The sequence below is a fragment of the Streptomyces sp. YGL11-2 genome (genome assembly GCF_050054615.1).
Classification (GTDB): Bacteria; Actinomycetota; Actinomycetes; order Streptomycetales; family Streptomycetaceae; genus Streptomyces.
The window spans coordinates 1-21,752 of the sequence record NZ_JBNHIN010000010.1 but is presented as its reverse complement, the minus strand read 5'-3'; the positions used below and the strand labels follow the sequence as shown (position 1 = coordinate 21,752).

Below are 21,752 nucleotides of genomic sequence, written 5' to 3'. Positions count from 1 at the left end.
CGGTCCGGGCGGAGAGGGGCAGGCATGGCCGCCGGATACGCGGATTTGCTCAGAACCCGGCATGCGGCCCGGCTGCTGGCGGGGACCCTGCTCGGCCGGCTGCCGAACGCCACCGCGCCCCTGGCGGTGATCCTCTTCGTCCGCGCCCAGGGCGGCAGCTACGCACTGGCCGGAGCGCTATCCGCGGTCTACGGCCTCTGCAACGCCATCGGCCAGCCGCTCCTCGGGCGGGCGGTGGACGTCTACGGGCAGCCGCGGGTGATGCTGCCCGCCTCGGTGCTCTCCGCGCTCGGGATGGCGCTGCTCGCGGCCGTCGGGGTGGATCCGCTGTGGCTCGCCTACGCCGCCGTGGTGATCGGCGGGTTCTTCACCCCGCCCCTGGAGGGCGGGCTGCGGGCGCTGTGGCCGGGGGTGCTCCAGCGCGCGGACCGGGTGCACGCCGCGTACGCGCTGGACGCGGTGGCGCAGGAAGTCATGTTCGCCGTGGGGCCGTTGCTGGTCACGCTGTGCGTGGCGGCTTGGTCGGCCGGCGCGGCGCTGCTGGTCATCAACGCGCTCGGGGTGCTCGGCGCGCTGTCCGTCGTGGTCTCCAGGCCCTCCCGGGAGTGGCGCAGCGGGCCGCGCGAGGCGCACTGGCTGGGGGCGCTGCGCTCGTCCGGGATGCTGGTGCTGATCGGCGCGTTCTTCTTCGTCGGGCTGGCGCTGGGGTCGATCGGGGTGGCGGCGGTGGCGTACGCCGACGAGCACGGCGGCGGGATGATCTCCAGCTATCTGCTCTCCGCGCTCGGCGCCGGCGCGTTGGCCGGCGGCGTCGTCTACGGCGCCCGGGAGTGGCCCGGGCGACCGGAGGGGCGGCTGCGACTGCTCATCGCGCTGCTGGCGCTGGGGTATCTGCCGCTGGCGCTGGTGCCGGGCGTGGCCGGGATGACGGCGCTGACGGGAGTGGCCGGGGTGTTTCTGGCACCCGCGCTGGCCTGCGCGTTCGTGGTGGTGGACCGGCATGCGCCCAAGGGGACGGTGACGGAGGCGTTTTCCTGGCTGGTGACCACGTTCGGGGTCGGTTCGGCCGTGGGCGCCTCGGTGGTGGGCCCGGTGGTGGAGGCCGGCGGTTCGGCGGGCGGGTTCGCGGTCGCCGGGGCCGGCGGGATCGCCGCGCTGCTCGTCCTTTTGTCGACGAAGCGATTTCTGGGTGATCCGGTGCAGCGTACAGCGGGTGACCGCCCGGCGGAAAATGATCGAAACGGGGCTGTCGAACCCGGTTTCAGAGCAGGCCATCAGGCGTAATGTTCAGTCATGGACCGCCGCATTTTCGGGCTGGAGAACGAGTACGGCGTCACGTGCACGTTCAGGGGACAGCGCCGACTGTCTCCTGACGAGGTGGCGCGGTACCTCTTCCGCCGTGTCGTGTCATGGGGCCGCAGCAGCAATGTCTTCCTGCGGAACGGCGCCCGCCTGTACTTGGACGTGGGTTCGCATCCGGAATACGCAACTCCCGAGTGCGACAACGTGACCGAGCTGGTCACCCACGACAAGGCCGGTGAGCGCATTCTCGAAGGTCTGCTCGTCGACGCCGAACGCCGCCTGCACGAGGAGGGAATCGCGGGCGACGTCTACCTCTTCAAGAACAACACCGATTCGGCGGGAAACTCCTACGGCTGCCACGAGAACTATCTCGTCGCCCGGCACGGCGAGTTCTCCCGGCTCGCGGACATCCTCATCCCGTTCCTGGTCACCCGGCAGCTGCTGTGCGGCGCGGGCAAGGTGCTGCAGACGCCGCGCGGCGCCGTGTACTGCGTCAGCCAGCGCGCGGAACACATCTGGGAGGGCGTCTCCTCGGCGACCACCCGCTCCCGGCCAATCATCAACACCCGCGACGAGCCGCACGCGGACGCCGAGCGCTACCGCCGGCTGCACGTCATCGTCGGCGACTCGAACATGTCCGAGACGACGATGATGCTGAAGGTCGGCGCCACCGACCTCGTCCTGCGCATGATCGAGGCGGGCACCGTCATGCGCGATCTGACGCTGGAGAACCCGATCCGGGCGATCCGCGAGGTCAGTCACGACATCACCGGCCAGCGCAAGGTGCGGCTGGCGAGCGGGCGCGAGGCGTCGGCGCTGGAGGTCCAGCAGGAGTACTACGAGAAGGCCGTCGACTTCTGCGACCGCCGGGGAATCCGGACGGGCACCGTCGAGCGGGTCCTGGAGCTGTGGGGCCGGACGCTGGAGGCGATCCGGGACGAGCAGCTGGACCGTATCTCCACCGAGATCGACTGGGTGATGAAGCATCAGCTCATCGAGCGCTACCGCACGAAGAACAACATCACCATGTCCCATCCGCGCGTGGCGCAGATAGACCTCGCGTATCACGACATCCACCGCCGCCGGGGGCTTTACTACCTCCTGGAGCGGAAGGGGCAAGCGGAGCGGATCTGCAACGACTTGAAGATCTTCGAGGGTAAGTCGGTGCCGCCGCAGACCACGCGTGCGCGGCTGCGCGGTGACTTCATTCGCCGGGCGCAGGAGCAGCGCCGTGATTTCACCGTCGACTGGGTGCATCTGAAGCTCAATGACCAGGCACAGCGCACGGTCCTGTGCAAGGACCCGTTCCGTTCCGTCGACGACCGGGTGGAGAAGCTGATCGCCGGCATGTGAGCGGCGGGAACACGAGGCGGTGCGCCGGGAGCGGAATGCTCCCGGCGCATTGCGTGTGTTGTGCCGGGAAACCGCCACGGGTGCAGGTCGTAGAGTGGCGGGCATTGCCCATCTACCCCACGAGCCCGAGTTGGACAGATGCTGAATTCTCCCGGGGGACGCTTCCCCCGCCCGTTCACCAAGCACACCCGCCGCGCCGCTGCCGCCGCGCTGGCCGTGCCCGTTCTGCTCTTCACCGCCGCCTGCGGGTCCGACGACGGCAAGACCTCCGGCGAGGCCGTGGTCAAGGTGACGGGCACCGCGGGCAAGAAGCCCACCATCACCGTGCCCAAGGGCGCCAAGCCCGCCGACAAGGCTGTCACCAAGACCCTCGTCGAAGGCAAGGGCGCGGTCGTCAACAAGGGGGACACGGTCCGGCTGGACTTCGTCGCTCAGACGATGAAGGGCCAGGACCTCGGTAGCAGCTGGACGCCGCAGCCGGGCGCCAAGCCCGGTGCGCCGCGGACCCAGGTCGTCAGTGAGGTCACCGACCAGATGACGCAGCAGATGCTGCCGCCCAAGGTCATGACCGCGGTGGCCGGGCAGAAGGTCGGCAGCCGGTTCGAGGTCGAGGGCACCGCGAAGGCGCTGATCGGCGAGGGTCTGAACCCGCAGTCCGGCATCAAGCCGGAGGACGGCCTGGTGTGGGTCGTCGATGTGGTCGGCGCGAAGAAGGTGGACAAGAAGGCGAAGGCCGAGGGCACCCAGGCGGCGCCGGAGGACGGGATGCCGGAGGTCAAGGCCGAGGACGCCAAGGCCGCGACGATCACCATCCCCGAGGGGGAGAAGGCGCCCACCGACCTCAAGCAGCAGGTGCTGATCCAGGGCAAGGGCGCCGAGGTGAAGGCCGGTGACGGGCTGATCGCCCAGTACACCGGTGTGAAGTGGGAGGACGGCAAGAAGTTCGACTCGTCCTGGGACCACGGGGGCGCGACCGCGTTCCAGATCGGCACCGGGCAGGTCGTCCAGGGTTGGGACCAGGCACTGGTCGGCAAGCACGTCGGGGACCGGGTGGAGATCGTGATCCCGCCGAAGCTGGGCTACGGCGGGAGTCCGCAGCACGAGCTGGCGAAGAACACCCTGGTCTTCGTGGTCGACATCGTCGGCACGGTCTGACGGCGGCTGCCGCAAGATCTGCAAGACTGAGCCGGTAATCGAAAAGATTCGCAAGTAGGAGCTCATACGTGAACATCGACAAGCCCGAGATCGACTTCCCCGAGGGCCCGGCCCCGTCCGACCTGGAGATCGTGGACCTGTGGGAGGGTGACGGGCCGGTCGCCAAGGCCGGGGACATGGTCTCCGTCCACTACGTCGGCGTCTCCTTCAGCACGGGCGAGGAGTTCGACGCGAGCTGGAACCGCGGCAGGCCGCTGGAGTTCAAGCTGGGTGCCGGCCAGGTCATCGCGGGCTGGGACAAGGGTGTCGAGGGCATGAAGGTGGGCGGCCGGCGCCGCCTGACCATCCCGGCGCACCTCGCCTACGGTGACCGCGGTGCCGGCGGCAAGATCGCCCCGGGCGAGACCCTGATCTTCGTCTGCGATCTGGTCTCCGTCTGAGACCCCGTCCGACGCTCCGAGGGCCCATGCTGGATGGCATGGGCCCTCGGCTTTGCCGCACGCACCCAGAACGGTACGGTCAGCGGTCGGGAGCTCAACGAGAAAGGGCGTCGATGGCGATTGCCAAGGCCGAGCGGCTGATGAGTCTGGCGCTGTGCCTGCTGGGGACGCGACGCCCGCTGTCCAAGCGCGAGCTGCGGATGTCGATCGAGGCTTACATCGAGGTCGGTAGACCGGGGAGTGCCGCGGTCGGTAGACCGGGGAGTGCTGCGGTCGGTAGACCGGGGAGTGCCGCGGTCGGTAGACCGGGAAATGCTGCGGTCGGCAGACCGGGAGGCACGGCCGCGGCCGGCGGGGACGAGTCCTTCAACCGGATGTTCGAGCGGGACAAGGACGATCTGCGCGAACTCGGCCTGGTCATCGAGACCGTCGACGGGATCGACGGCGAGGTCGGCTATCTCGCCCGCCGTGACAGCAACCGGCTGCCCCCGATCACCCTGGACGCCGAGGAGGCCGCCGCTCTCGGGCTCGCCGCCAAGGTCTGGCAGCAGGCCCGGCTCGCCGGCGCGGCCAGCGGTGCTCTGCAGAAGCTGCGGGCGGCCGGGATGCCGCTCGCCGGGGACGTTGGGGAGGTGGACGCCGGGCAGCCGCACAGCGCCCTGGAACCGCGGATCCCGACCCATGAAGCCGCCTTCGAGCCGCTGATGCTGGCCTGCCGCGACCGCCGCCCGGTCGTCTTCGACTACCGCAAGTCCAATGCCGCGCGCCCCGAGCAGCGGCACATCGAGCCGTGGATCCTGGAGTGCTGGCGCGGCCACTGGTACGTCGCCGGCTGGGACCGGGAGCGGAAGGCCGAGCGGGTCTTCAGGCTGTCCCGGATCACCGGCAAGGTCCGTTCCCGGCAAGGGGCGTTCACCGCTCCGGTGCCCGACCACGTCACCGTCCGCGAGACCGTCGAGAGCTGGGCCGGGGAGACCGCCACCGGCACCGCCCGGATCAAACTCCGCGCGGAGCACGGCTATCCGCTGCGCGCCCGGGCGCTGAGCGTCCGCGCGCTGGGCGACGGCTGGGACGAGTTGGAGATCCCGTACGGGCACGGACTCGACGCCTGGCTCGTGGAGTTCGGGCCCGATGTGGTGGTACTGGAACCCGCGGAGCTGCGCGCCGACGTCATCGACCGGCTGCGCGCCGTGGCCAAGGGCTGAGAGGGACGGGGAGCGGACTCCATGGCTACGAACGCGATCGACCAGACCCGCCGGATGCTGTCGCTGGTGACCTATCTGCGCGAGCGCCCCGGCGCCCGGGTCGGCGATGTCGCCCGCGCCTTCGGCATCACCGAGGACGAGCTGATCGGCGACCTCGACGTGCTGCCGATGTGCGGGACGAGCTTCCGCGGCGGCGACCTCCTCGACATCGACACCGACGGCGACCGCATCTGGTGGCACAACCCCGACGACGTCGCCGAGCCGCTGCGGCTGGCCGCCGACGAGGCCACCGCGCTGCTGGTCGCGGCGCGTGCGGTGGCGACCCTGCCGGGGCTGCGCGAGGGCGACCGGCAGGCGCTGCTGCGGGCCACTGCCAAGCTGGAGGCGGCGGCGGGCGAGGCGGCCGGGGCCAGCTCCCGGCTGTCGGTCATCTTCGAGTCCGAGGGCGGGGTGTTCGCCGATGTGGACCGCGCCATCGCCGAGCGGCGCCGGCTGTGGCTGCGCTACTACTCCCCGGCGCGCGACGAGCTGACCGAGCGCGAGGTGGACCCGATCCGGCTGTTCGCCGTCGGCCACACCTACATGGAGGCGTGGTGCCGGCTTTCCGAGGCCCGGCGGACGTTCCGGCTCGACCGGGTGGCCGAGATCAAGCTGCTGGACGCGCCGGCCGACCCGCCGCCCATCGAGCTGCGCGACTTGTCCGAGGGACTGGTGCAGCCCGCGGCCGAGGATCCCGAGGTCGTGATCGAGGTCGGGCCCGGCGGGCGCTGGGTCGCCGAGTACTACCCGCACGACCGGGCCGACGAACTCCCCGACGGCGGGCTGCGGATCACGCTGCGCACCCCCGACCCGGCGTCGCTGCGCCGGCTGGCCCTGCGGCTGGGCCGGGACGGCCGGATCGTCTCGCCCGCGGTGCTCGCGGACAGCGCGCGGCAGGCGGCCGGGCAGGCGCTTGCGGCGTACGGCGGGTGAGCCCGGTCCGCCGCGGACCGCGCGGGCGCACCGATGACCGTTCGAGGCAGCGAAGGATGACGACCACGATGGCGACGACCACTCTGGCGAGCATGGCCGCTCCGGTGTTCTTCAAGGCGGCCTGCCCGGACTGCCGGGGCCGCTTCGAGCTGGCCTCGGACGCCTTCCGGCTGGCCATCGGTGCCAGCAGCCGTACCACCTTCTACTCCTTCACCTGCCCCGAGTGCGACCGGGCGGTGCGCCGGCCGGCCGGGGAGCGCATCGTGGAGCTTCTCACCGGCGGCGGGGTGCGGACGCTGCGGCTGCACACCGGCTGAGTCGTCGCGCACCGGCTGGGCGCGACCGGTCGGCCTCCGGCGCGGCGTACGTCCGGCGCGGGCGGGGCCGGTGCGGGCCGTTCCGGTGGCGGCCGGCTCGCCCTGCCCCGACCGATAGGCTCGCCCCATGCTTTGGCCCATGATCGCAATCGCCCTCGGCTTCCTGGGGATCGCCGTCCTCGGCGTCCTCGCCGTCCGTGTCTTCGTCGAAGTGCGGCGGCTGGCCCGGCAGGTCGGTACGGCGACGGAGCGGATCCAGCGGGCCGCACAGGACCTGGAGCGGGCCGCGGTCCCGCTCGCCTCCCGGATGCACGACGCCACCCGTGACTGACGGCTGCGCTCTGCTTCGCCGGGGTCGCGAAAGGTAGGCTGCACCAGCGGGTCAGGCCGTGCGGTGGTGCGGGCAATCCGGAATACGCACGGGGATTGCCGGACGTTCACCACCGAACGTTACGATCGTGGCACCACCCGGACACCAGTCCGACCCCATCGGCAGGCACCACAGGAGACGCCGCCCCGGCGAGAAGGTAGTCGCACATGCTAGCCAACCTGAGGCCCACCGAGATTCTGCTGATCCTCGCCGTGGTCTTTCTGCTGTTCGGCGCGAAGAAGCTTCCTGACATGGCGCGTTCGCTCGGCAAGTCGGCCCGCATCCTCAAGAGCGAGGCCAAGGCGATGAAGCAGGAGAGCGAGGCCGAGCGGGCGGCCGGCAGCGGCACCGCGTCCCAGACGTCTCAGGCTCCTGCCGACGCGGCACCCCAGGCACCTCGTACGATTCAGGCTGCGCCCGGTGATGTGGCCAGCTCGCGCCCCGTGGCCGAGCCGAACCGCACCACCCAGAGCTGACCGAGCCGGATCCAGCCGCCCGACCCCGTCGGAGCGGCTGACGCACGAGACGAGGAAGTGGGTTGCCCAAGTCTGCCCGCAAGCAGGAGAAGGACCCCGAGGGGCGGATGCCCCTCGCGGCGCATCTGCGTGAGCTGCGCAACCGGCTGCTGAAGTCGGTGCTGGCGATCCTCGTGGTCACCATCATCGCCGCGCTCAAGTACAGGGCGATCGCCGATTTCATCACGGGCCCGACCATCGCGGCCGTCGGCTGCCCCAAGAACGGCGCGGCGGCCGGCGGTCACCCCTGCGCGAACATCGTCGCGCAGGGTTTCATCGCCCCGTTCACGATCATGCTCAAGCTGTCGCTGACCGTGGGACTGGTCGCCGCCAGCCCGCTGTGGCTCTACCAGCTCTGGGCCTTCCTCGCCCCCGGTCTGCACAAGCACGAGAAGAAGTACGCACTGAGCTTCGTCGCCGCCGGTGTGCCGCTCTTCTTCGGCGGTGCCTACCTCGCCTACGCGGTGCTGCCCACCACCGCCGCCGCACTGGTCGGGCTGACCCCCGAGAACTGGTCCAACCTCTTCCCGGCCGACGACTTCTTCGACATCGTCACGCGCATGGTGCTGGTCTTCGGCTTCTCCTTCGAGCTGCCGCTGCTGCTGGTGCTGCTGAACAAGGGCGGGGTGCTCACCGGCCAGCGGATCCTGAGCTGGTGGCGGTTCATGGTGCTGGGCATCACGATCTTCGCGGCCGTCGCCACCCCGACCGGTGACCCGCTGACCATGTCGCTGCTGGCCGCCCCCATCATCCTGCTGTACTTCGGCGCCGTCGGCATCTGCCTCCTCAACGACCGCCGCCGCAAGCTCGCCGACCCGAACGCGGGCCTGTCCGACGACGAGGCGTCGGAGCTGGATCTGACGCCGTCCGACGTCGAGGCCATCGAGCCGGTCTCGTCCAGCCGGATGCTGCCGGAGCAGCCGACCGGCGAGAAGGACGGCAACCGGCGCGGCGGCTACGACGACGCGACGTGAGACGGCGCTGACCGGGCGGCGCGCGGGAGATGACGCGTAGTCGCGGCGTCACGTGAAGTGACGCGCCATGGACCGGCCTTGCGGCCCCCGGGCTCTTCGAGCCGGGGGCCGCAGTCGTGTGCGGGGGAGCGGGGCGGGTGCCGGGTGGGCCGGGTAAAGGCCCGCCATAAAGATCGGGTCGTTGTCAGAGGTGGCCGGTAGGCTCGTAAGCACGATGACCGAGGACATGTCCCCTGCTGAGCGCTATGCCGCCGCCAAGTTCCGGGCGGCCGAGCAGGCCACCGCACTCGCCCCTTTCCGGGAGCTGTACGACTTCGAGCTGGATCCGTATCAGGTCGAGGCGTGCCAGGCCCTGGAGTCAGGTAAGAGCGTGCTGGTCGCGGCTCCCACCGGATCCGGCAAGACGATCGTCGGCGAATTCGCCGTCCACCTGGCCCTGGCACAGGGCCGCAAGTGCTTCTACACCACGCCCATCAAGGCGTTGTCCAACCAGAAGTTCCAGGACCTGGTCAAGCGTTACGGTCCCGAGAAGGTCGGCCTGCTGACCGGCGACAACAGCGTCAACGGCGATGCCCCGGTGATCGTGATGACCACCGAGGTCCTGCGGAACATGCTCTATGCGGGCTCGCAGTCGCTGGTGGGCCTGGGGCATGTGGTCATGGACGAGGTGCACTACCTCTCCGACCGGTTCCGCGGCGCCGTCTGGGAAGAGGTGATCATCCATCTTCCCGAGTCGGTGACCCTGGTGTCACTGTCCGCGACGGTCTCCAACGCCGAGGAGTTCGGGGACTGGCTGGACACGGTCCGCGGTGACACCGCGGTGATCGTCTCCGAGCACCGCCCGGTGCCCCTGTGGCAGCACGTCCTCGCGGGCCGCCGGATCTACGACCTCTTCGAGGAGCGGGACGGGCAGGTCGGCGGCCGGCGGGAGGTCAACCCCGACCTGGAGCGCTTGGCGCGGATGGAGAACAGCCGGCCCACGTTCGGCCGGGACAAGCGCCGCGGGCGGAACATGCGCGAGGCGGACCGGGAGCGGGAGCGCCGCCAGCGGGCCCGGATCTGGACGCCGAGCCGGCCCGAGGTGATCGAGCGGCTCGACAACGAAGGGCTGCTGCCCGCCATCACCTTCATCTTCAGCCGCGCCGGGTGCGAGGCGGCCGTCCAGCAGTGCCTGTATTCGGGCCTGCGGCTCAACGACCAGGAGGGCCGTGAGCAGGTCCGCCGGATAGTCGAGGCCCGGACGGCCGGAATCCCGGACGACGACCTGCACGTGCTGGGCTACTTCGAGTGGCTGGAGGGCCTGGAGCGGGGCATCGCGGCGCACCACGCCGGCATGCTGCCGACGTTCAAGGAGGTCGTCGAGGAGCTGTTCGTCAAGGGCCTGGTCAAGGCCGTCTTCGCCACCGAGACGCTGGCGCTGGGCATCAACATGCCCGCCCGGTCGGTGGTGTTGGAGAAGCTCGTCAAGTGGAACGGCGAGCAGCACGCCGACATCACCCCCGGCGAGTACACCCAGCTGACCGGTCGCGCCGGGCGCCGCGGGATCGACGTCGAGGGCCATGCGGTGGTGCTGTGGCAGCGCGGGATGAATCCGGGCGCGCTGGCCGGTCTCGCCGGGACGCGGACGTATCCGCTGCGCTCCTCGTTCAAGCCGTCGTACAACATGGCGGTCAATCTCGTCTCGCAGTTCGGGCGGCACCGTTCGCGGGAGCTGCTGGAGATGTCGTTCGCGCAGTTCCAGGCGGACAAGTCGGTGGTCGGGATCTCCCGGCAGGTGCAGAAGAACGAGGAGGGGCTGACCGGCTACCGCGGTTCGATGGTCTGCCACCTCGGCGACTTCGAGGAATACTCCCGGCTGCGGCGGGAGTTGAAGGACCGCGAGACGGAGCTGGCCAAGCAGGGCGCGGTGCAGCGCCGGGCGGCGGCAGCGGCGGCGCTGGAGAAGCTGAAGCCCGGCGACGTCATCCATGTGCCGACGGGCAAGTACGCGGGGCTGGCGCTGGTGCTGGACCCGGGCATGCCCTCGGGGCGGACCAACGGCCACCGCGGCTTCGACGCCCAGGACGGGCCCCGGCCGCTGGTGCTGACCGCCGAACGGCAGGTCAAGCGGCTGGCCTCGATCGACTTCCCGGTGCCGGTGGCGGCGCTGGACCGGATGCGGATCCCGCGCACGTTCAACGCCCGCAGCCCGCAGTCGCGGCGCGATCTGGCGTCCGCGCTGCGCACCAAGGCCGGTCATCTGGTGCCCTCGCGGCACCGCAAGCCGCGTGCGGAGGCGGCCGACGACCGGGAGATCAGTCGGCTGCGGACGGAGATCCGGGCGCATCCCTGCCATGGCTGCGACGAGCGGGAGGACCACGCCCGCTGGGCGGAGCGCTATCACCGGCTGCTGCGGGACACCCGCCAGCTGGAGCGGCGGATCGAGGGGCGTACGAACACCATCGCGCGCACCTTCGACCGCATCTGCGCGCTGCTGACCGAGCTGGACTACCTCGAAGGCGACACCGTCACCGACGAGGGCCGCCGGCTGGCCCGGCTCTACGGCGAGCTGGACCTGCTGGCCAGCGAGTGCCTGCGGGCGGGGGTCTGGGAGGGCCTGGCCCCGGCGGAGCTGGCGGCCTGCGCCTCGGCGCTGGTGTACGAGGCGCGGCAGGCGGACGACGCGGTGGCGCCCAAGCTGCCGGTCGGCAAGGCGCGGGACGCGCTGGCGGAGATGGTCCACATCTGGGGCCGGCTGGACGCCCTGGAGGAGGACCACAAGATCAGCCAGGCGGAGGGCGTCGGCCAGCGCGAACCGGACCTCGGCTTCGCCTGGGCCGCGTACCGCTGGGCCTCCGGCTTCGGCCTCGACGAGGTGCTCCAGGAGGCGGACATGCCCGCCGGCGACTTCGTCCGCTGGTGCAAGCAACTGGTGGACGTCCTCGGGCAGATCGCGGCGGCGGCGCCCCCCGAGGGCACGGTCGCGCGGTCCGCGCGCAAGGCCATGGACGGCGTGCTGCGCGGGGTCGTGGCGTACTCGTCGGTGGGGTAGTCCGCCCGTGGGGTCATGGCCGGGGGCCGTACGGACCGGCCATGACCCACGGACAGGCCCTACGAGGCCCGTTGTGCCGCCGCTCGCTCCGCGTCCCGCTTGGCGACCTCTTCGCGGACGAGCGGGATGACGTAGCGGCCGAAGTCGACGGCGTCGTCGAGAAGGTCGTAGCCGCGGGCGGAGAGGATGCCCACGCCCAGGTCGTAGTAGTCCAGCAGGGCCCGGGCCACGGTCTCCGGCGTGCCGACCAGGGCCGTGGAGTTGCCGGCGCCGCCGGTCTCCGCGGCGGTGGGCGTCCACAGCGCTCGGTCGTGCCGCTCGCCCTCGGCCGCGACCGCCAGCAGCCGCTGCGAGCCGGCGTTCTGAGGGTTCGTCAGCGGATGGCGGCGGCTCGGCGGGCCGCCCGCCTTGCGCGCCCTGATCCGGCCCAGGGTGCGGTGCGCCTTCTCCCAGGCCAGTTCCTCCGTGGGCGCGATGATCGGCCGGAAGGCGACCTGGATCCGGGGGGTGTCGCTGCGGCCGGCCGCCTGCGCCGCGGCCTGCACCGAGGCGATCTGCTCGGCGGTCTGCGCCAGCGGCTCGCCCCACAGGCAGTAGATGTCCGCCTCGGCACCGCCCGCCGCGTACGCCGCGGGGGAGGAACCGCCGAACGAGACCTGCGGATGCGGCTGTTGGACGGGGAAGGTGTCGCTGACGAAGTCGTGGAAGCGGTAGTGCGTCCCCTCGTGGTCGAAGGGTTCACGGGTGGTCCAGATCTTCTTGACGATCCGGATGTACTCGCGGGTGCGGGCGTAGCGCTTGTCCTTGGTGAGGGTGTCGCCCTCGCGGCGCTGCTCGTGGTCGTTGCCGCCGGTGATGAAGTGGACGGCGAGCCGGCCGTCGCTGATGTGGTCCAGGGTGGCGAAGGTCTTCGCGGCGAACGTCGGGTAGGAGACGTTCGGGCGGTGCGCCACCAGGATCTGGAGGGTGTCGGTCCGGGCGGCGACAAAGGCGGCGGCCGGGGAGGGGTCGGGGGAGCCGGATCCGTACGCGAACAGGACCCGGTCCCAGCCGTGGTCCTCGTGGGCGCGGGCGAGCCGGAGCGTGTACTCCTTGTCGAAGGAGGCGCCGGAGCGGGGGGTGACTTCGGATCCGTCGTTGGTCGCGGCGATGCCGAGGAACTCGACAGGCATGGGTACGGCCTCGTCTTCTCGTGAAAAGTGCCTGGGTGTGGGGCGCGGTCGAGAAGTCAGTGGCAACAGGAGGCGGACCACACCCGACCGAAGTCGATGTGGTCGCGGGTGACCAGCCGTTGCCGAGGTCGCATGCGGCCAGTGGAACAGGCGGACGGATGCGCCGTCAACCGTTTACCGGACAAGGGCCTGGCGCCGGACCCGGCGGCCAGGGCCTGGTTTGCCGGGGCCGCACGGCGTAAATCTCTCCCTACGGAAGGTCTCCACGCCAGGTCCCCAGGAAAGGCCCCAACGGAAGGCACGACGCGACGCCTCGCAGCGAAAGGCCGCCGGTATGCCCGCAACCATGCCGCCGTCCCCGCCCGGTCCCGACGTACGCCGCCGACTGCTGCTGCGCGGCGGAGTGTTGGCCGACCCGGAGGTCGGCATACCGGCGCCTGGCGAGGTGGCCGTGGCCGGCGGACGGATCGCGGCGGTCGGCGCGCCCGGGACGCTGTCCGCGCCGGGCGCCGAGGTGTACGACGCGCGCGGGCTGCTGGTCACCCCGGGGCTGATCGATCTGCACGCCCATGTCTACGACAGGGCGACGGAGTTGGGGCTTCCGGCCGACCGGGCGGGGATCGAACGGGGCGTCACCACTGTTGTCGATGCCGGAAGTTGCGGCAGTGACCGGTGGGCAGACTTCGCCACCTCCGTCGTCGCGCCGGGCGGCACCCGCGTGCTGGCCTGGCTCAATGTCGCGCGGCACGGGCTGGTCCGGGGGAGTGGTGAACTCGCCGGCGGCGCGGTCGATCTGGACCCTGAGGCCACCGCCGGTGTGCTGGTCCGCGAACGGAGGACGGTGCGCGGGCTCAAGGTGCGGATGAGCCGCTCGGCGCTCGGCGGCAGCGGCCTGGCGCCGCTGCGGGTCGCCCGTGAGGTGGCGGCGGTGTGCGGGGTGCCGGTGATGGTGCATGTGGGGAACCCGCCGCCGGAGCTGGGCGCGGTGCTGGACCTGCTCGGTCCCGGCGATGTGGTCACCCATGCGTTCCACGGGAAGGCCGGTGGGCTGTTCGGGGGCGGCCCGGAGCCCCTGCCGCAGCTGCGGGCGGCGCTGGAGCGGGGGGTGCGCCTCGATGTGGGGCACGGCAGCGCGAGCTTCGCGTTCGGCACGGCGGAGCGGGCGCTGGCGGCGGGCATCCGCCCGTACACCATCAGCACCGACCTGCACCGGCGGAACGCGGCGGGGCCCGTGTACGACCTGACCACCACGATGGCCAAGCTGCTCGCGCTGGGCATGCCACTGCCCGAGGTGATCCGCTGCGTCACCCTGCATCCGGCCGACGTGCTCGGGATGCGCGGGGAGTTGGGGACGCTGCGGGTCGGGGCGGTGGCCGATCTGACCGTGCTGGAGGAGCGTGCGGCGGCCGCACCGCGGTGGCTGGTCGACGCCGCGGGGGAGCGCCGGCCGGCGCGGCGGTGGCTGGTGCCGGTCGCGGCCGTACGGGCGGGGCGGCTGGTGCCGGTGCGCGAGGCCGCCGCGTGACGGGCGCGGAGCGGGCCGCCGGCCTCGTCGAGCGGCTGGCCGCCGTGGTCGCCGCGAGCGGTGCCCCGGTGCGGGAGGCGGACCGCCGGGACCTCGCCCGGCTGCTCCCGCTGATCGCGGAGCGGGCCGCCGCGGAGCGGCTCGCGTTCGACGACGCGCGCGGGCTGGCGCTGGCCGTGCACGCCCTCGGGTTCGTCCGGCGGGTGCGGTCCGGCGCGCACCTCGACCCGCTGGACGCGGCCCTGGCCGAGGAGCTGGCGCCGCGGCTGCTGACCGCGGCCCGCACGGCGATCGACGCGTACTGCGCGCCCCTCGGGTTCCGCGCCCGGGACGCCGAAGTCCTGCTGCTGGCACTGCACTTCGCGATGGCGCGGCCGGGCCGGCCGGGCGATCGGCCGACTCCACCACAAGGGAGCACCGCATGACAGTCAAGATCGTGATCGGGCACCGGCTCGGCAGGGGCCAGGCGGTCGCCGACGGCATCCGTGCGGCCGGCGCCGTACCGGTGCTGATCCCCGGGCCCGGTGCGGACATGAAGGTCGGCGACGTGATGGCCGCCGAGGGGGCGGCGCTGGGGATCTCGTTCTGCGGGAGCGGCGGCGCGGGGGCGGTGACCGCCCGGACCCGCTACGGGCACGACATCGCGTTCGGGCTGCGCTCGGCACAGGCCGGGGTCACCGCCGTCCAGCAGGGCCGGACCGTGCTCGGCTTCGGGTTCCTGGACACCGAGGAGCTGGGCTTCGCGGTGGCCGGGGCGCTGCTGCGGAAGCTGGGGGAGCCGGCGTGAACGAGGAGCGGCGCACGGTACGGGTCGACGGCGCCGGGCCGACCCGGGAGCGGGCGTTCGCCGCCGCGTTGCGGCAGGTCGCCGCGGCGGTCGGGGAGGCCGTGGACGGGGTCTGCTACCGGGTGGAGCCGCTGGCCGTGGAGGTGGTGTCGGCGGTCGAACACCGGTGGACGGAACGGTTCCTGGGGCTGCTGTTCCCCCGGGAGTGCCGGCGGTACGAGCTGACGCTGCGGATCGAGGTGCGGGTCGCCGCGCTCGATCCGGACGCCATCGCCTTCACCGTTCGCGAGGAGCGGCTGACGCCCCTTCAGCACGCGCTGCGTATGAGGTGAGGACACCCGTATGAGCAGCCTTCTGTACGCCGCCGGGGACACCACCGTGGCCGTCGCGCCGGGCGGTACGCTCACCGTCGCGCTGGAGTCGATGGTCATCGGCGCGCTGATCGGCTTCGGGGCGGGCGCCGGTGTGGCTCGGATGTTCCACGCGCCCACCGTCCAGGGCTTGGGCGCCTTCCGCACCCTGGGTGAGCTGAACGCCTGCGAGAACGATCCCGTCGCGCACTTCTCCTTCGGGCTCGGCTTCTTCTTCCACGCCTGGGCGAGCGCCGTCGGCACCGGTGCGCTGACCTCGGACGTGGACCACCGGATCGTTCCGCACTGGGCGGCAGCGCTGTCGACGGCCCGGCACGGCGGCCGGGGGGTCGCCGCGACGCTGCACAACCCGCGGCGGATGGCGGTGGTCGGGGCGGCCGTCGGCCTCGTCCTGGTGACCGTGCTGAACACCACCGCGGCGGCCGTTCCGCACTCGCTGCAGCAGGTCGCCGCCGCTGTCCTCGGGCCGGCCTCGCAGTGGCTGATCAACCCGGTGATGCCGATCGTCTTCTGGATGGCGGCGGTCGACGCGGGGCGGCGTACCGGCGGCTGGGGCACGGCGCTCGGCGGACTGGCGCAGGTGGTGATGGGCAACGCGGTGCCCGGCATCGTGCTCGGCATCGTCGTCGGCAGGGGCGTCGACGAACTGGGCTGGACCCGGACCACCAGGGTGCTGTGCGCGGCGGTGGTGGCGCTGTTCGCGGCCGGCGCCGTGCTGCGCGGTGCCGACCTCCAACTGCTGCGCCAGATGCACGCCGAGGTGCCGCGGTGGCTACGGCAGCTGCACGACGCCGTCGGCGGCGGACCGGCGAAGTGAGGGAGTCGTAACGATGAGGAAGGGGCCGCGGGACGTCCCCGGCGAGGGGAGCTTCTGGCTCTCCGAAGGGGCCTTTCTGCTCTTCGCGGCGTGCCTGGCGGCGGGCATCTTCGCCGGGACGCAGCTGTACTACGTCCACCGCACCGGCACCTTCAGCGATGTCGCGGTCACCGCGCTGCTCAAGGCCGGTATGGACACCGGGAGTTACGGGGCGGCGGCGGCCTTCGGCGCCGGCTTCCTCTTCGCCCGGGTCATCGAGGGGCCGATGGTCGGGATCCTGGACATCGGCGGCTCCCTCCAGACCGGCGTCGGCATCGGGATCCCCGCGATGCTGCTGGCGGCCGGGGTCACCGCCCCGCTGCAGCACTTCTGGCTGGCGGTGCCCACCGGGGCCGTCCTGGGCGCACTGATCGGTGCGGTGGTCCTCGCCGTCCGCCGGGCCACGGTGCACTCCGCGGGCGGCGGCGGGTCGACCTTCGGGGCCGACGTGATGATGGGCGCCGGCAACTCCGCGGGGCGCTACCTCGGCCCGCTCGTCATCATCGCCGCGGCCACCGCGTCGCTGCCCGTGGGCCTGGGCGCCACGCTCGGGGCGGCGCTCTTCCACCGGTGGCGCAAGCCGCTCACCGGTGGGGCGATCCTCGGCGCGATGCTCCTCGGGGTGTTCTTCCCGATCACGGGGAAGTGAGGGAGGAGGCACCGGAGTTGCACCGGCTCGGCCGCCTCGGCGCGCCCGTGCCGCCCCGGTCCGGCGTACCGACCACCACCGCTGACGGAAGGCACCCACCATGAGCACCCTCCGCGAGGACCTGGGCGTCACCCCCGCCGTCAACGCGGCCGGCAAGCTGACCGTCCTCGGCGGCAGCAGGCTCGACGAGACGGTGATCGCCGCGATGGGCGAGGCGGCCCGCCACCATGTGGTGATGGACGATCTGCTGGTCGCCGCGGGCCGGGAGCTGGCCCGCGCCACCGGCACGGAGGACGCCTGCCCCACCACGGGCGCCGCCGCCGGGATCGCCATCGCGGTCGCCGCGCTGGTCGCCGGTACGGATCCGGCGCGCGTCGAGCGGCTGCCGGACGCCGGTGACGCCCCCGCCGAGGTGGTGCTCCAGAAGGGGCACGCGGTCCACTTCGGCGCCCCGCTGACCCAGATGATCGCGCTGGGCGGCGGCCGTCCCGTGGAGGTCGGCAGCGTCAACGCGGTGCGTCCCGAGCACCTTTCGGCCGCCGTCACCGAGCGCACCGCCGCGCTGCTGTACGTCCAGTCGCACCACGCGGCGCGCAGCGGCGAGGTGCCGCTGGAGAGGGTGGTGGCGATCGGGCGGGCGCACGGGGTGCCGGTGATCGTGGACGCGGCGGCCGAGGAGGACCTCCGGTACTGGCCGGCCACCGGCGCGGACCTGGTCGTCTACAGCGGCGGCAAGGCCATCGGCGGCCCCACCTCCGGACTGATCTGCGGGCGGGCGGAGTTGATCGCCGCCTGCCGCGCCCAGTACGGGGGCATCGGCCGTCCCATGAAGGTGAGCAAGGAGGCCGTGTTCGGCCTCGTCCAGGCGGTCCGGGCGTACGACGGGGCCGGCGGCGCGGACGGGGCCGGGCGGGCGGCGGACCAGCGGGCGAGGATGGCGCGGCTGGCGGCGCGGCTGGACGGGCTTCCGGGGGTGTCGGCCCGGGTCGTACCGGACCCGGCGGGGCGGGGCATCCACCGCGCCGAGCTGACCGTCGATCCGGAGGCGGCGGGGCGGGACGCGGCGGGCCTGGCGGCGGAGCTGGCGGCCGGCGATCCGCCGATCTTCCTGAGGGGGCATCATATGGCCGCCGGGCGGCTGGCCGTCGATCCGCGCCCGCTGACGGCCGACGAGGAGGAGCAGGTGGTGGCGCGGCTCACCGGCATCCTGACCGGGGCCGCGCCCGGAGCCCGACCGGACGCCGCGGACGAGGCGGTGGAACGCCGCCTGGTCGTCACCGAGCCGGCCGGGCTGCACGCCCGCCCCGCCGCCGTCTTCGCGCAGACCGCGGGCCGGAGCGCGGCGGTGGTGACCGTCCGCCGCGCCCGGCCGTCCGGTCCGGGGGACGACTCCCGGGAGGTCTCGGCGCGCAGTGTGCTGTCGCTGATGTCGATCGGCATCCGCTGCGGCGAGGAGATCGTGCTCAGCGCCCGGGGTCCCGAGGCGGCGCGGACGCTGGCCGAACTGGCCGAGATCGTGGCGCCGCGGCCCCGCTGACCGCCGCGGTCGCGGTGAGGCGGCGATCCGGTCGGTCCCGAGGCGGCCGGGAAAGGAGAGCGGCGCGGCCCAGAGGTGAGCCGCGCCGCGGGAGGGGAATCCGGGAGGGGAAAGTGGTCGGAAGATGCTCAGGAGGCGAGCGCCGCCGGGGTCTCCTGCTCGGCCTCCACCTGCTGGTTCCACTCGCGCTTGCCGGCCTGCCAGCCGTCCTCGTCCTGGCCGGTGCGCCAGTAGCCGGAGATCGACAGATCCTCGCGCGGGACGCCGTGCTCGACCCGCAGCAGCCGGCGCAGCTCCCTGACGAAGCCCGCCTCACCGTGCACGAACGCCTGGACCCGTCCCGCCGGGAACTCCAACGCCCGTACGGCGGCGACCAGTTCACGGCCGACCGGGCCGGCGCCGCGGTGCAGCCAGGTGATCGCGGCGCCGGCCGGAGCGGTCAGCTCCTGCTGCTCCTCGGGGCCGGCGACCTCGATGAAGGCGTGCACCGCGGCGTCCGCGGGCATGCCGGCGAGCGCCGCCGCGATGGCCGGCAGGGCGCTCTCGTCGCCGGCCAGCAGATGCCAGTCGGCGGCGGCGTCCGGGGCGTAGGCGCCGCCCGGCCCCAGGAAACCGATCTCGTCGCCGGGCCGCGCGGCCACCGCCCACGGCCCGGCCAGGCCCGTGTCGCCGTGCACGACGAAGTCCACCGCGAGTTCGCGCGCGGCCGGGTCCCAGGAGCGCACCGTGTACGTACGCGTCCTGGGCCACTGGTTGCGCGGCAGCTCGGCCCGGATCCGGCCCATGTCGAACGGCTCCGGATAGCGGATGTGCGGCAGCGGGAAGACCAGCTTGATGTAGTGGTCGGTGTACTCGCCGGCGGCGAACGCCGCCAGTCCCTCGCCGCCCAGCACCACCCGCAGCATGTGCGGGCTCAGCCGCTCGGTGCGCCGCACCAGGGCGCGGTGGAGGATGGGTGTTCTGCGGGCCGGACGCTCTGCTGCCACGGCGATCTCCCCTGACGCGGTCGACGACGGGTGGACCCGCTGGGTGCCCCCGTTTGTTAGGTTTACCTAACCTAACAGCTCACCGTGGGAGTGTGCCGAGCAACCGCTGCAATGCGCCACCCAGACCCCACCGCGCGGCCAGCGCCTCCAGCCGCTCCGGATCCGCCGGCTCGCCGGGCAGCGCCAGGTCGATGTCCGGAACCGGTACGTCGGTGGCCACCCGGACCACCTTCGGCGCGACGTCCAGGTAGGGGCCCGCCTCGGTGAGCCGGGTGCGCTGCGCCGGGGTGATCCTGCTGGCCGGGTCGGCGGCCGCGGCCCGGATACCGGCCAGGTCGCCGTACGCGTCCAGCAGCTTGGCCGCGGTCTTCTCGCCGATGCCCACCACCCCCGGCAGGCCGTCGCTGGGGTCGCCGCGCAGCAGCGCCAGATCCGCGTAACCGGGGCCGTCCACCCCGTACTTCTCGCGCAGCAGCGCCCCGTCGGTGATCTGGAGGGTGCCGACGCCCTTGAGGGGGTACAGGACGCGGATGCCGCGGGCGTCGTCGACGAGCTGGAAGAGGTCGCGGTCGCCGGTGACGATGTCGACCGGGCCCTTGGCCCGCGCGGTCAGGGTGCCGATGACGTCGTCGGCCTCGTAGCCCGCCGCGCCGATCCGGGCGATGCCGACCGCGTCGAGGACGTCCTCGATCACCGGGACCTGCGGGGAGAGGGTGTCCGGAATCTCTTCCTCGTCCGGCTCGGCGGAGCCCGCGGGCGCCTCCTCGGCGACCCGGTGCGCCTTGTACGACGGGATCAGGTCGACCCGCCACTGGGGGCGCCAGTCGAAGTCCATGCAGGCGACCAGGTCGTCGGGGTGGTGGTCCTGGACGAGCCGGGCGATGAAGTCCAAGAGACCGCGTACCGCGTTCACCGGGGTGCCGTCCGGGGCCTTGACCGATTCCGGTACCCCGAAGTAGGCGCGGAAATACAGGGAGGCGGTGTCGAGGAGCATCAGGCGTCGATTCACACCCCGCATGATGCCGTATGGGCCTCAGCGTGCTGCGCCGGCAAGAGCGTTCAGGTGTGCGCGGGTGGTGTTCGACGATGTGCTTCGTGCTCGTGAGGACGCCCGCGGGCAAGGTCCCCGGCATCGGCTACCCCGCGACCGACTTCGAGGTCACCACGGCCCGCACCAGCGCGATGCGCACGGAACCGGAACGGGCGTACCACAAGCGGGAGCCCGTCGCGGTCGTCCTGCGGTCCCCGCACTGGGCGCACAGCAAGTGCCACCTCACCAAGCTCGCCGACCCGAAGGGCACGTGAGGCGCCGACAACCAGATCAAGACGCTCCGCAACAAGACCTTCCCGAAGGAGTTCCCGGAGTTCTACGGCCACATGACACCGCTCAAGTAGCCCCGGTACAGGGGCATTTGGGCCCAGAGCCCCGCTCCGGCAGCAGTCGGTGGCGGGGCTCGCCGGTTTCACCTGACCGGCCGCGCCCGCCTGGCCGGGTGTCCCGGCCGGTGGTTCGCTCGCCGTGTGCCGGTGTGCGTCCCCGGCGGCCGGAGGGGCCGCGGCCGGCCGGCCCGGGAGCTGACCGTGAAGCCTGCACGCCTGTCCGCCGCCGTCCTCATCAGTGCCGTCGCCCTCGGCGCCGCCGCGCCCGGCGCGGCGGCCCGGGTCGCACCGAACCCGGTGACGGCCGGCGAGCGCGTCACGATCAGCGACGGCCGGCGGTGCGGTACCGACCACGACGTCCGGGCGGTCTCCCCGCTGTTCGGAACGGTGCCGCTGCGGCCGGGCGCCCACGGGATGGCCGCAGACGTCCGCGTCCCCGGCCGGGCGGCGCCGGGCCGCTACCGGGTCACCGTCGAATGCGCACCGGGCGGCCCGCGCCACACCGAGACCGTCATGGTGAGCGGCGGCTGGGCCGAGGGCGTCGACGCGACCCAGGCGGCCGGCGGACTGGCCCTCCTGGCCCTGGCGGGCGGGGCGGCTTATTTGCTGCGGCGTAGTCGGTGACGTTTCGCTGCGCTTTGCTTGCTTCCCACGTTGTCGGCCCCTCCGCTGCGCTTTGCCTGCTTCCCACGTTGTCGGCTTTCCCGCCGTTCCGCTTCGCTTTGCCTCGCCCCACGTTGCCGGGTGCGGCGCCGTTTCGCCTGCGGCGGGCGGGGCCGCTGCGCGGGGCTGTCGGGGTGCGGTGACGGTCCTGCGGGGCAGGGTGTCCGGACTGCTTCGCTTGACGTCCGGACA

23 protein-coding genes are annotated in these 21,752 nt (G+C 72.6%); 20 read left to right on the top strand and 3 right to left on the bottom strand.

Annotation, left to right across the window (positions count from 1 at the left end; all coding sequences use genetic code 11):
- Window positions 1-24: 24 nt before the first annotated feature.
- From ACO1BR_RS13710 to ACO1BR_RS13660, 11 genes are all read left to right on the top strand, one after another.
- Window positions 25-1,284, top strand: a complete 1,260-nt coding sequence (locus tag ACO1BR_RS13710; RefSeq protein WP_426795334.1) for an MFS transporter — start codon at window positions 25-27, stop codon at window positions 1,282-1,284.
- Between the two features lie 9 nt (window positions 1,285-1,293).
- Entirely contained in the window at window positions 1,294-2,655 is a 1,362-nt protein-coding gene (pafA, locus tag ACO1BR_RS13705) for a Pup--protein ligase (RefSeq protein WP_426795333.1), read from the top strand.
- Between the two features lie 138 nt (window positions 2,656-2,793).
- On the top strand, window positions 2,794-3,810 hold the full coding sequence (locus tag ACO1BR_RS13700; protein WP_426795332.1) for an FKBP-type peptidyl-prolyl cis-trans isomerase: 1,017 nt from the start codon (window positions 2,794-2,796) through the stop codon (window positions 3,808-3,810).
- Window positions 3,811-3,878: 68 nt separating this feature from the next.
- Window positions 3,879-4,250, top strand: coding sequence for an FKBP-type peptidyl-prolyl cis-trans isomerase (locus ACO1BR_RS13695; RefSeq protein WP_426795331.1), 372 nt, complete (start codon window positions 3,879-3,881; stop codon window positions 4,248-4,250).
- Between the two features lie 113 nt (window positions 4,251-4,363).
- Entirely contained in the window at window positions 4,364-5,455 is a 1,092-nt protein-coding gene (locus tag ACO1BR_RS13690) for a helix-turn-helix transcriptional regulator (protein WP_426795330.1), read from the top strand.
- Window positions 5,456-5,476: 21 nt separating this feature from the next.
- Window positions 5,477-6,427, top strand: a complete 951-nt coding sequence (locus tag ACO1BR_RS13685) for a helix-turn-helix transcriptional regulator (RefSeq protein WP_426795329.1) — start codon at window positions 5,477-5,479, stop codon at window positions 6,425-6,427.
- A 68-nt stretch (window positions 6,428-6,495) separates the two neighbouring features.
- Window positions 6,496-6,744, top strand: a complete 249-nt coding sequence (locus ACO1BR_RS13680; RefSeq protein WP_043263617.1) for a hypothetical protein — start codon at window positions 6,496-6,498, stop codon at window positions 6,742-6,744.
- A 127-nt stretch (window positions 6,745-6,871) separates the two neighbouring features.
- Complete coding sequence (locus tag ACO1BR_RS13675) at window positions 6,872-7,075, top strand: hypothetical protein (protein ID WP_159504698.1); 204 nt, start codon at window positions 6,872-6,874, stop codon at window positions 7,073-7,075.
- Window positions 7,076-7,281: 206 nt separating this feature from the next.
- Window positions 7,282-7,590, top strand: a complete 309-nt coding sequence (tatA, locus tag ACO1BR_RS13670) for a Sec-independent protein translocase subunit TatA (protein ID WP_159504699.1) — start codon at window positions 7,282-7,284, stop codon at window positions 7,588-7,590.
- A 62-nt stretch (window positions 7,591-7,652) separates the two neighbouring features.
- Window positions 7,653-8,603 carry a twin-arginine translocase subunit TatC gene (tatC, locus tag ACO1BR_RS13665; RefSeq protein ID WP_426795328.1) on the top strand — a complete coding sequence of 317 codons (951 nt, stop codon included), beginning with the start codon at window positions 7,653-7,655 and terminating at the stop codon, window positions 8,601-8,603.
- 214 nt (window positions 8,604-8,817) lie between these two features.
- Window positions 8,818-11,634 (top strand): DEAD/DEAH box helicase, encoded by a 2,817-nt coding sequence (locus ACO1BR_RS13660; protein WP_426795327.1) that lies wholly within the window; start codon window positions 8,818-8,820, stop codon window positions 11,632-11,634.
- 59 nt (window positions 11,635-11,693) lie between these two features.
- Here the strand turns inward: ACO1BR_RS13660 and ACO1BR_RS13655 are convergent, their stop codons facing one another.
- Window positions 11,694-12,806 (bottom strand): LLM class flavin-dependent oxidoreductase, encoded by a 1,113-nt coding sequence (locus ACO1BR_RS13655; protein WP_426795326.1) that lies wholly within the window; start codon window positions 12,804-12,806, stop codon window positions 11,694-11,696.
- Window positions 12,807-13,140: 334 nt separating this feature from the next.
- Here ACO1BR_RS13655 and ACO1BR_RS13650 point away from each other — a divergent pair, with 334 nt between their 5' ends.
- The 7 genes from ACO1BR_RS13650 (at window position 13,141) to ACO1BR_RS13620 (ending at window position 18,531) form a co-directional block, all read left to right on the top strand.
- Window positions 13,141-14,331 (top strand): amidohydrolase/deacetylase family metallohydrolase, encoded by a 1,191-nt coding sequence (locus ACO1BR_RS13650; RefSeq protein WP_426795325.1) that lies wholly within the window; start codon window positions 13,141-13,143, stop codon window positions 14,329-14,331.
- Entirely contained in the window at window positions 14,328-14,756 is a 429-nt protein-coding gene (locus ACO1BR_RS13645; protein ID WP_426795324.1) for a hypothetical protein, read from the top strand. The genes ACO1BR_RS13650 and ACO1BR_RS13645 overlap by 4 nt, the downstream gene beginning before the upstream one ends.
- A complete protein-coding gene (locus ACO1BR_RS13640; RefSeq protein ID WP_426795323.1) occupies window positions 14,753-15,118 on the top strand; it encodes an SFCGS family glycine-rich protein in 366 nt (121 codons plus the stop codon). The genes ACO1BR_RS13645 and ACO1BR_RS13640 overlap by 4 nt, the downstream gene beginning before the upstream one ends.
- Window positions 15,115-15,450 (top strand): DUF4312 family protein, encoded by a 336-nt coding sequence (locus tag ACO1BR_RS13635; RefSeq protein WP_426795322.1) that lies wholly within the window; start codon window positions 15,115-15,117, stop codon window positions 15,448-15,450. Before ACO1BR_RS13640 ends, ACO1BR_RS13635 begins: the two co-directional genes overlap by 4 nt.
- Before the next feature lie 10 nt (window positions 15,451-15,460).
- A complete protein-coding gene (locus tag ACO1BR_RS13630; protein WP_426795321.1) occupies window positions 15,461-16,306 on the top strand; it encodes a DUF4311 domain-containing protein in 846 nt (281 codons plus the stop codon).
- A gap of 13 nt (window positions 16,307-16,319) precedes the next feature.
- The gene (locus tag ACO1BR_RS13625) at window positions 16,320-16,994 is read left to right on the top strand and encodes a DUF4310 family protein (protein ID WP_426795320.1); all 675 of its coding nucleotides are present in this window, start codon (window positions 16,320-16,322) and stop codon (window positions 16,992-16,994) included.
- A gap of 100 nt (window positions 16,995-17,094) precedes the next feature.
- Window positions 17,095-18,531, top strand: coding sequence for a DgaE family pyridoxal phosphate-dependent ammonia lyase (locus tag ACO1BR_RS13620; protein ID WP_426795319.1), 1,437 nt, complete (start codon window positions 17,095-17,097; stop codon window positions 18,529-18,531).
- A 128-nt stretch (window positions 18,532-18,659) separates the two neighbouring features.
- Here the strand turns inward: ACO1BR_RS13620 and ACO1BR_RS13615 are convergent, their stop codons facing one another.
- Both ACO1BR_RS13615 and ACO1BR_RS13610 read right to left on the bottom strand, forming a co-directional pair.
- The gene (locus ACO1BR_RS13615; protein WP_426795318.1) at window positions 18,660-19,517 is read right to left on the bottom strand and encodes a siderophore-interacting protein; all 858 of its coding nucleotides are present in this window, start codon (window positions 19,515-19,517) and stop codon (window positions 18,660-18,662) included.
- 79 nt (window positions 19,518-19,596) lie between these two features.
- Window positions 19,597-20,511, bottom strand: coding sequence for a 5'-3' exonuclease (locus tag ACO1BR_RS13610; RefSeq protein WP_426795492.1), 915 nt, complete (start codon window positions 20,509-20,511; stop codon window positions 19,597-19,599).
- A 101-nt stretch (window positions 20,512-20,612) separates the two neighbouring features.
- Here ACO1BR_RS13610 and ACO1BR_RS13605 point away from each other — a divergent pair, with 101 nt between their 5' ends.
- On the top strand, window positions 20,613-20,822 hold the full coding sequence (locus ACO1BR_RS13605) for a glycine betaine ABC transporter substrate-binding protein (RefSeq protein WP_426795317.1): 210 nt from the start codon (window positions 20,613-20,615) through the stop codon (window positions 20,820-20,822).
- 276 nt (window positions 20,823-21,098) lie between these two features.
- Complete coding sequence (locus ACO1BR_RS13600; protein WP_426795316.1) at window positions 21,099-21,521, top strand: hypothetical protein; 423 nt, start codon at window positions 21,099-21,101, stop codon at window positions 21,519-21,521.
- The last annotated feature ends 231 nt before the right edge of the window (window positions 21,522-21,752 follow it).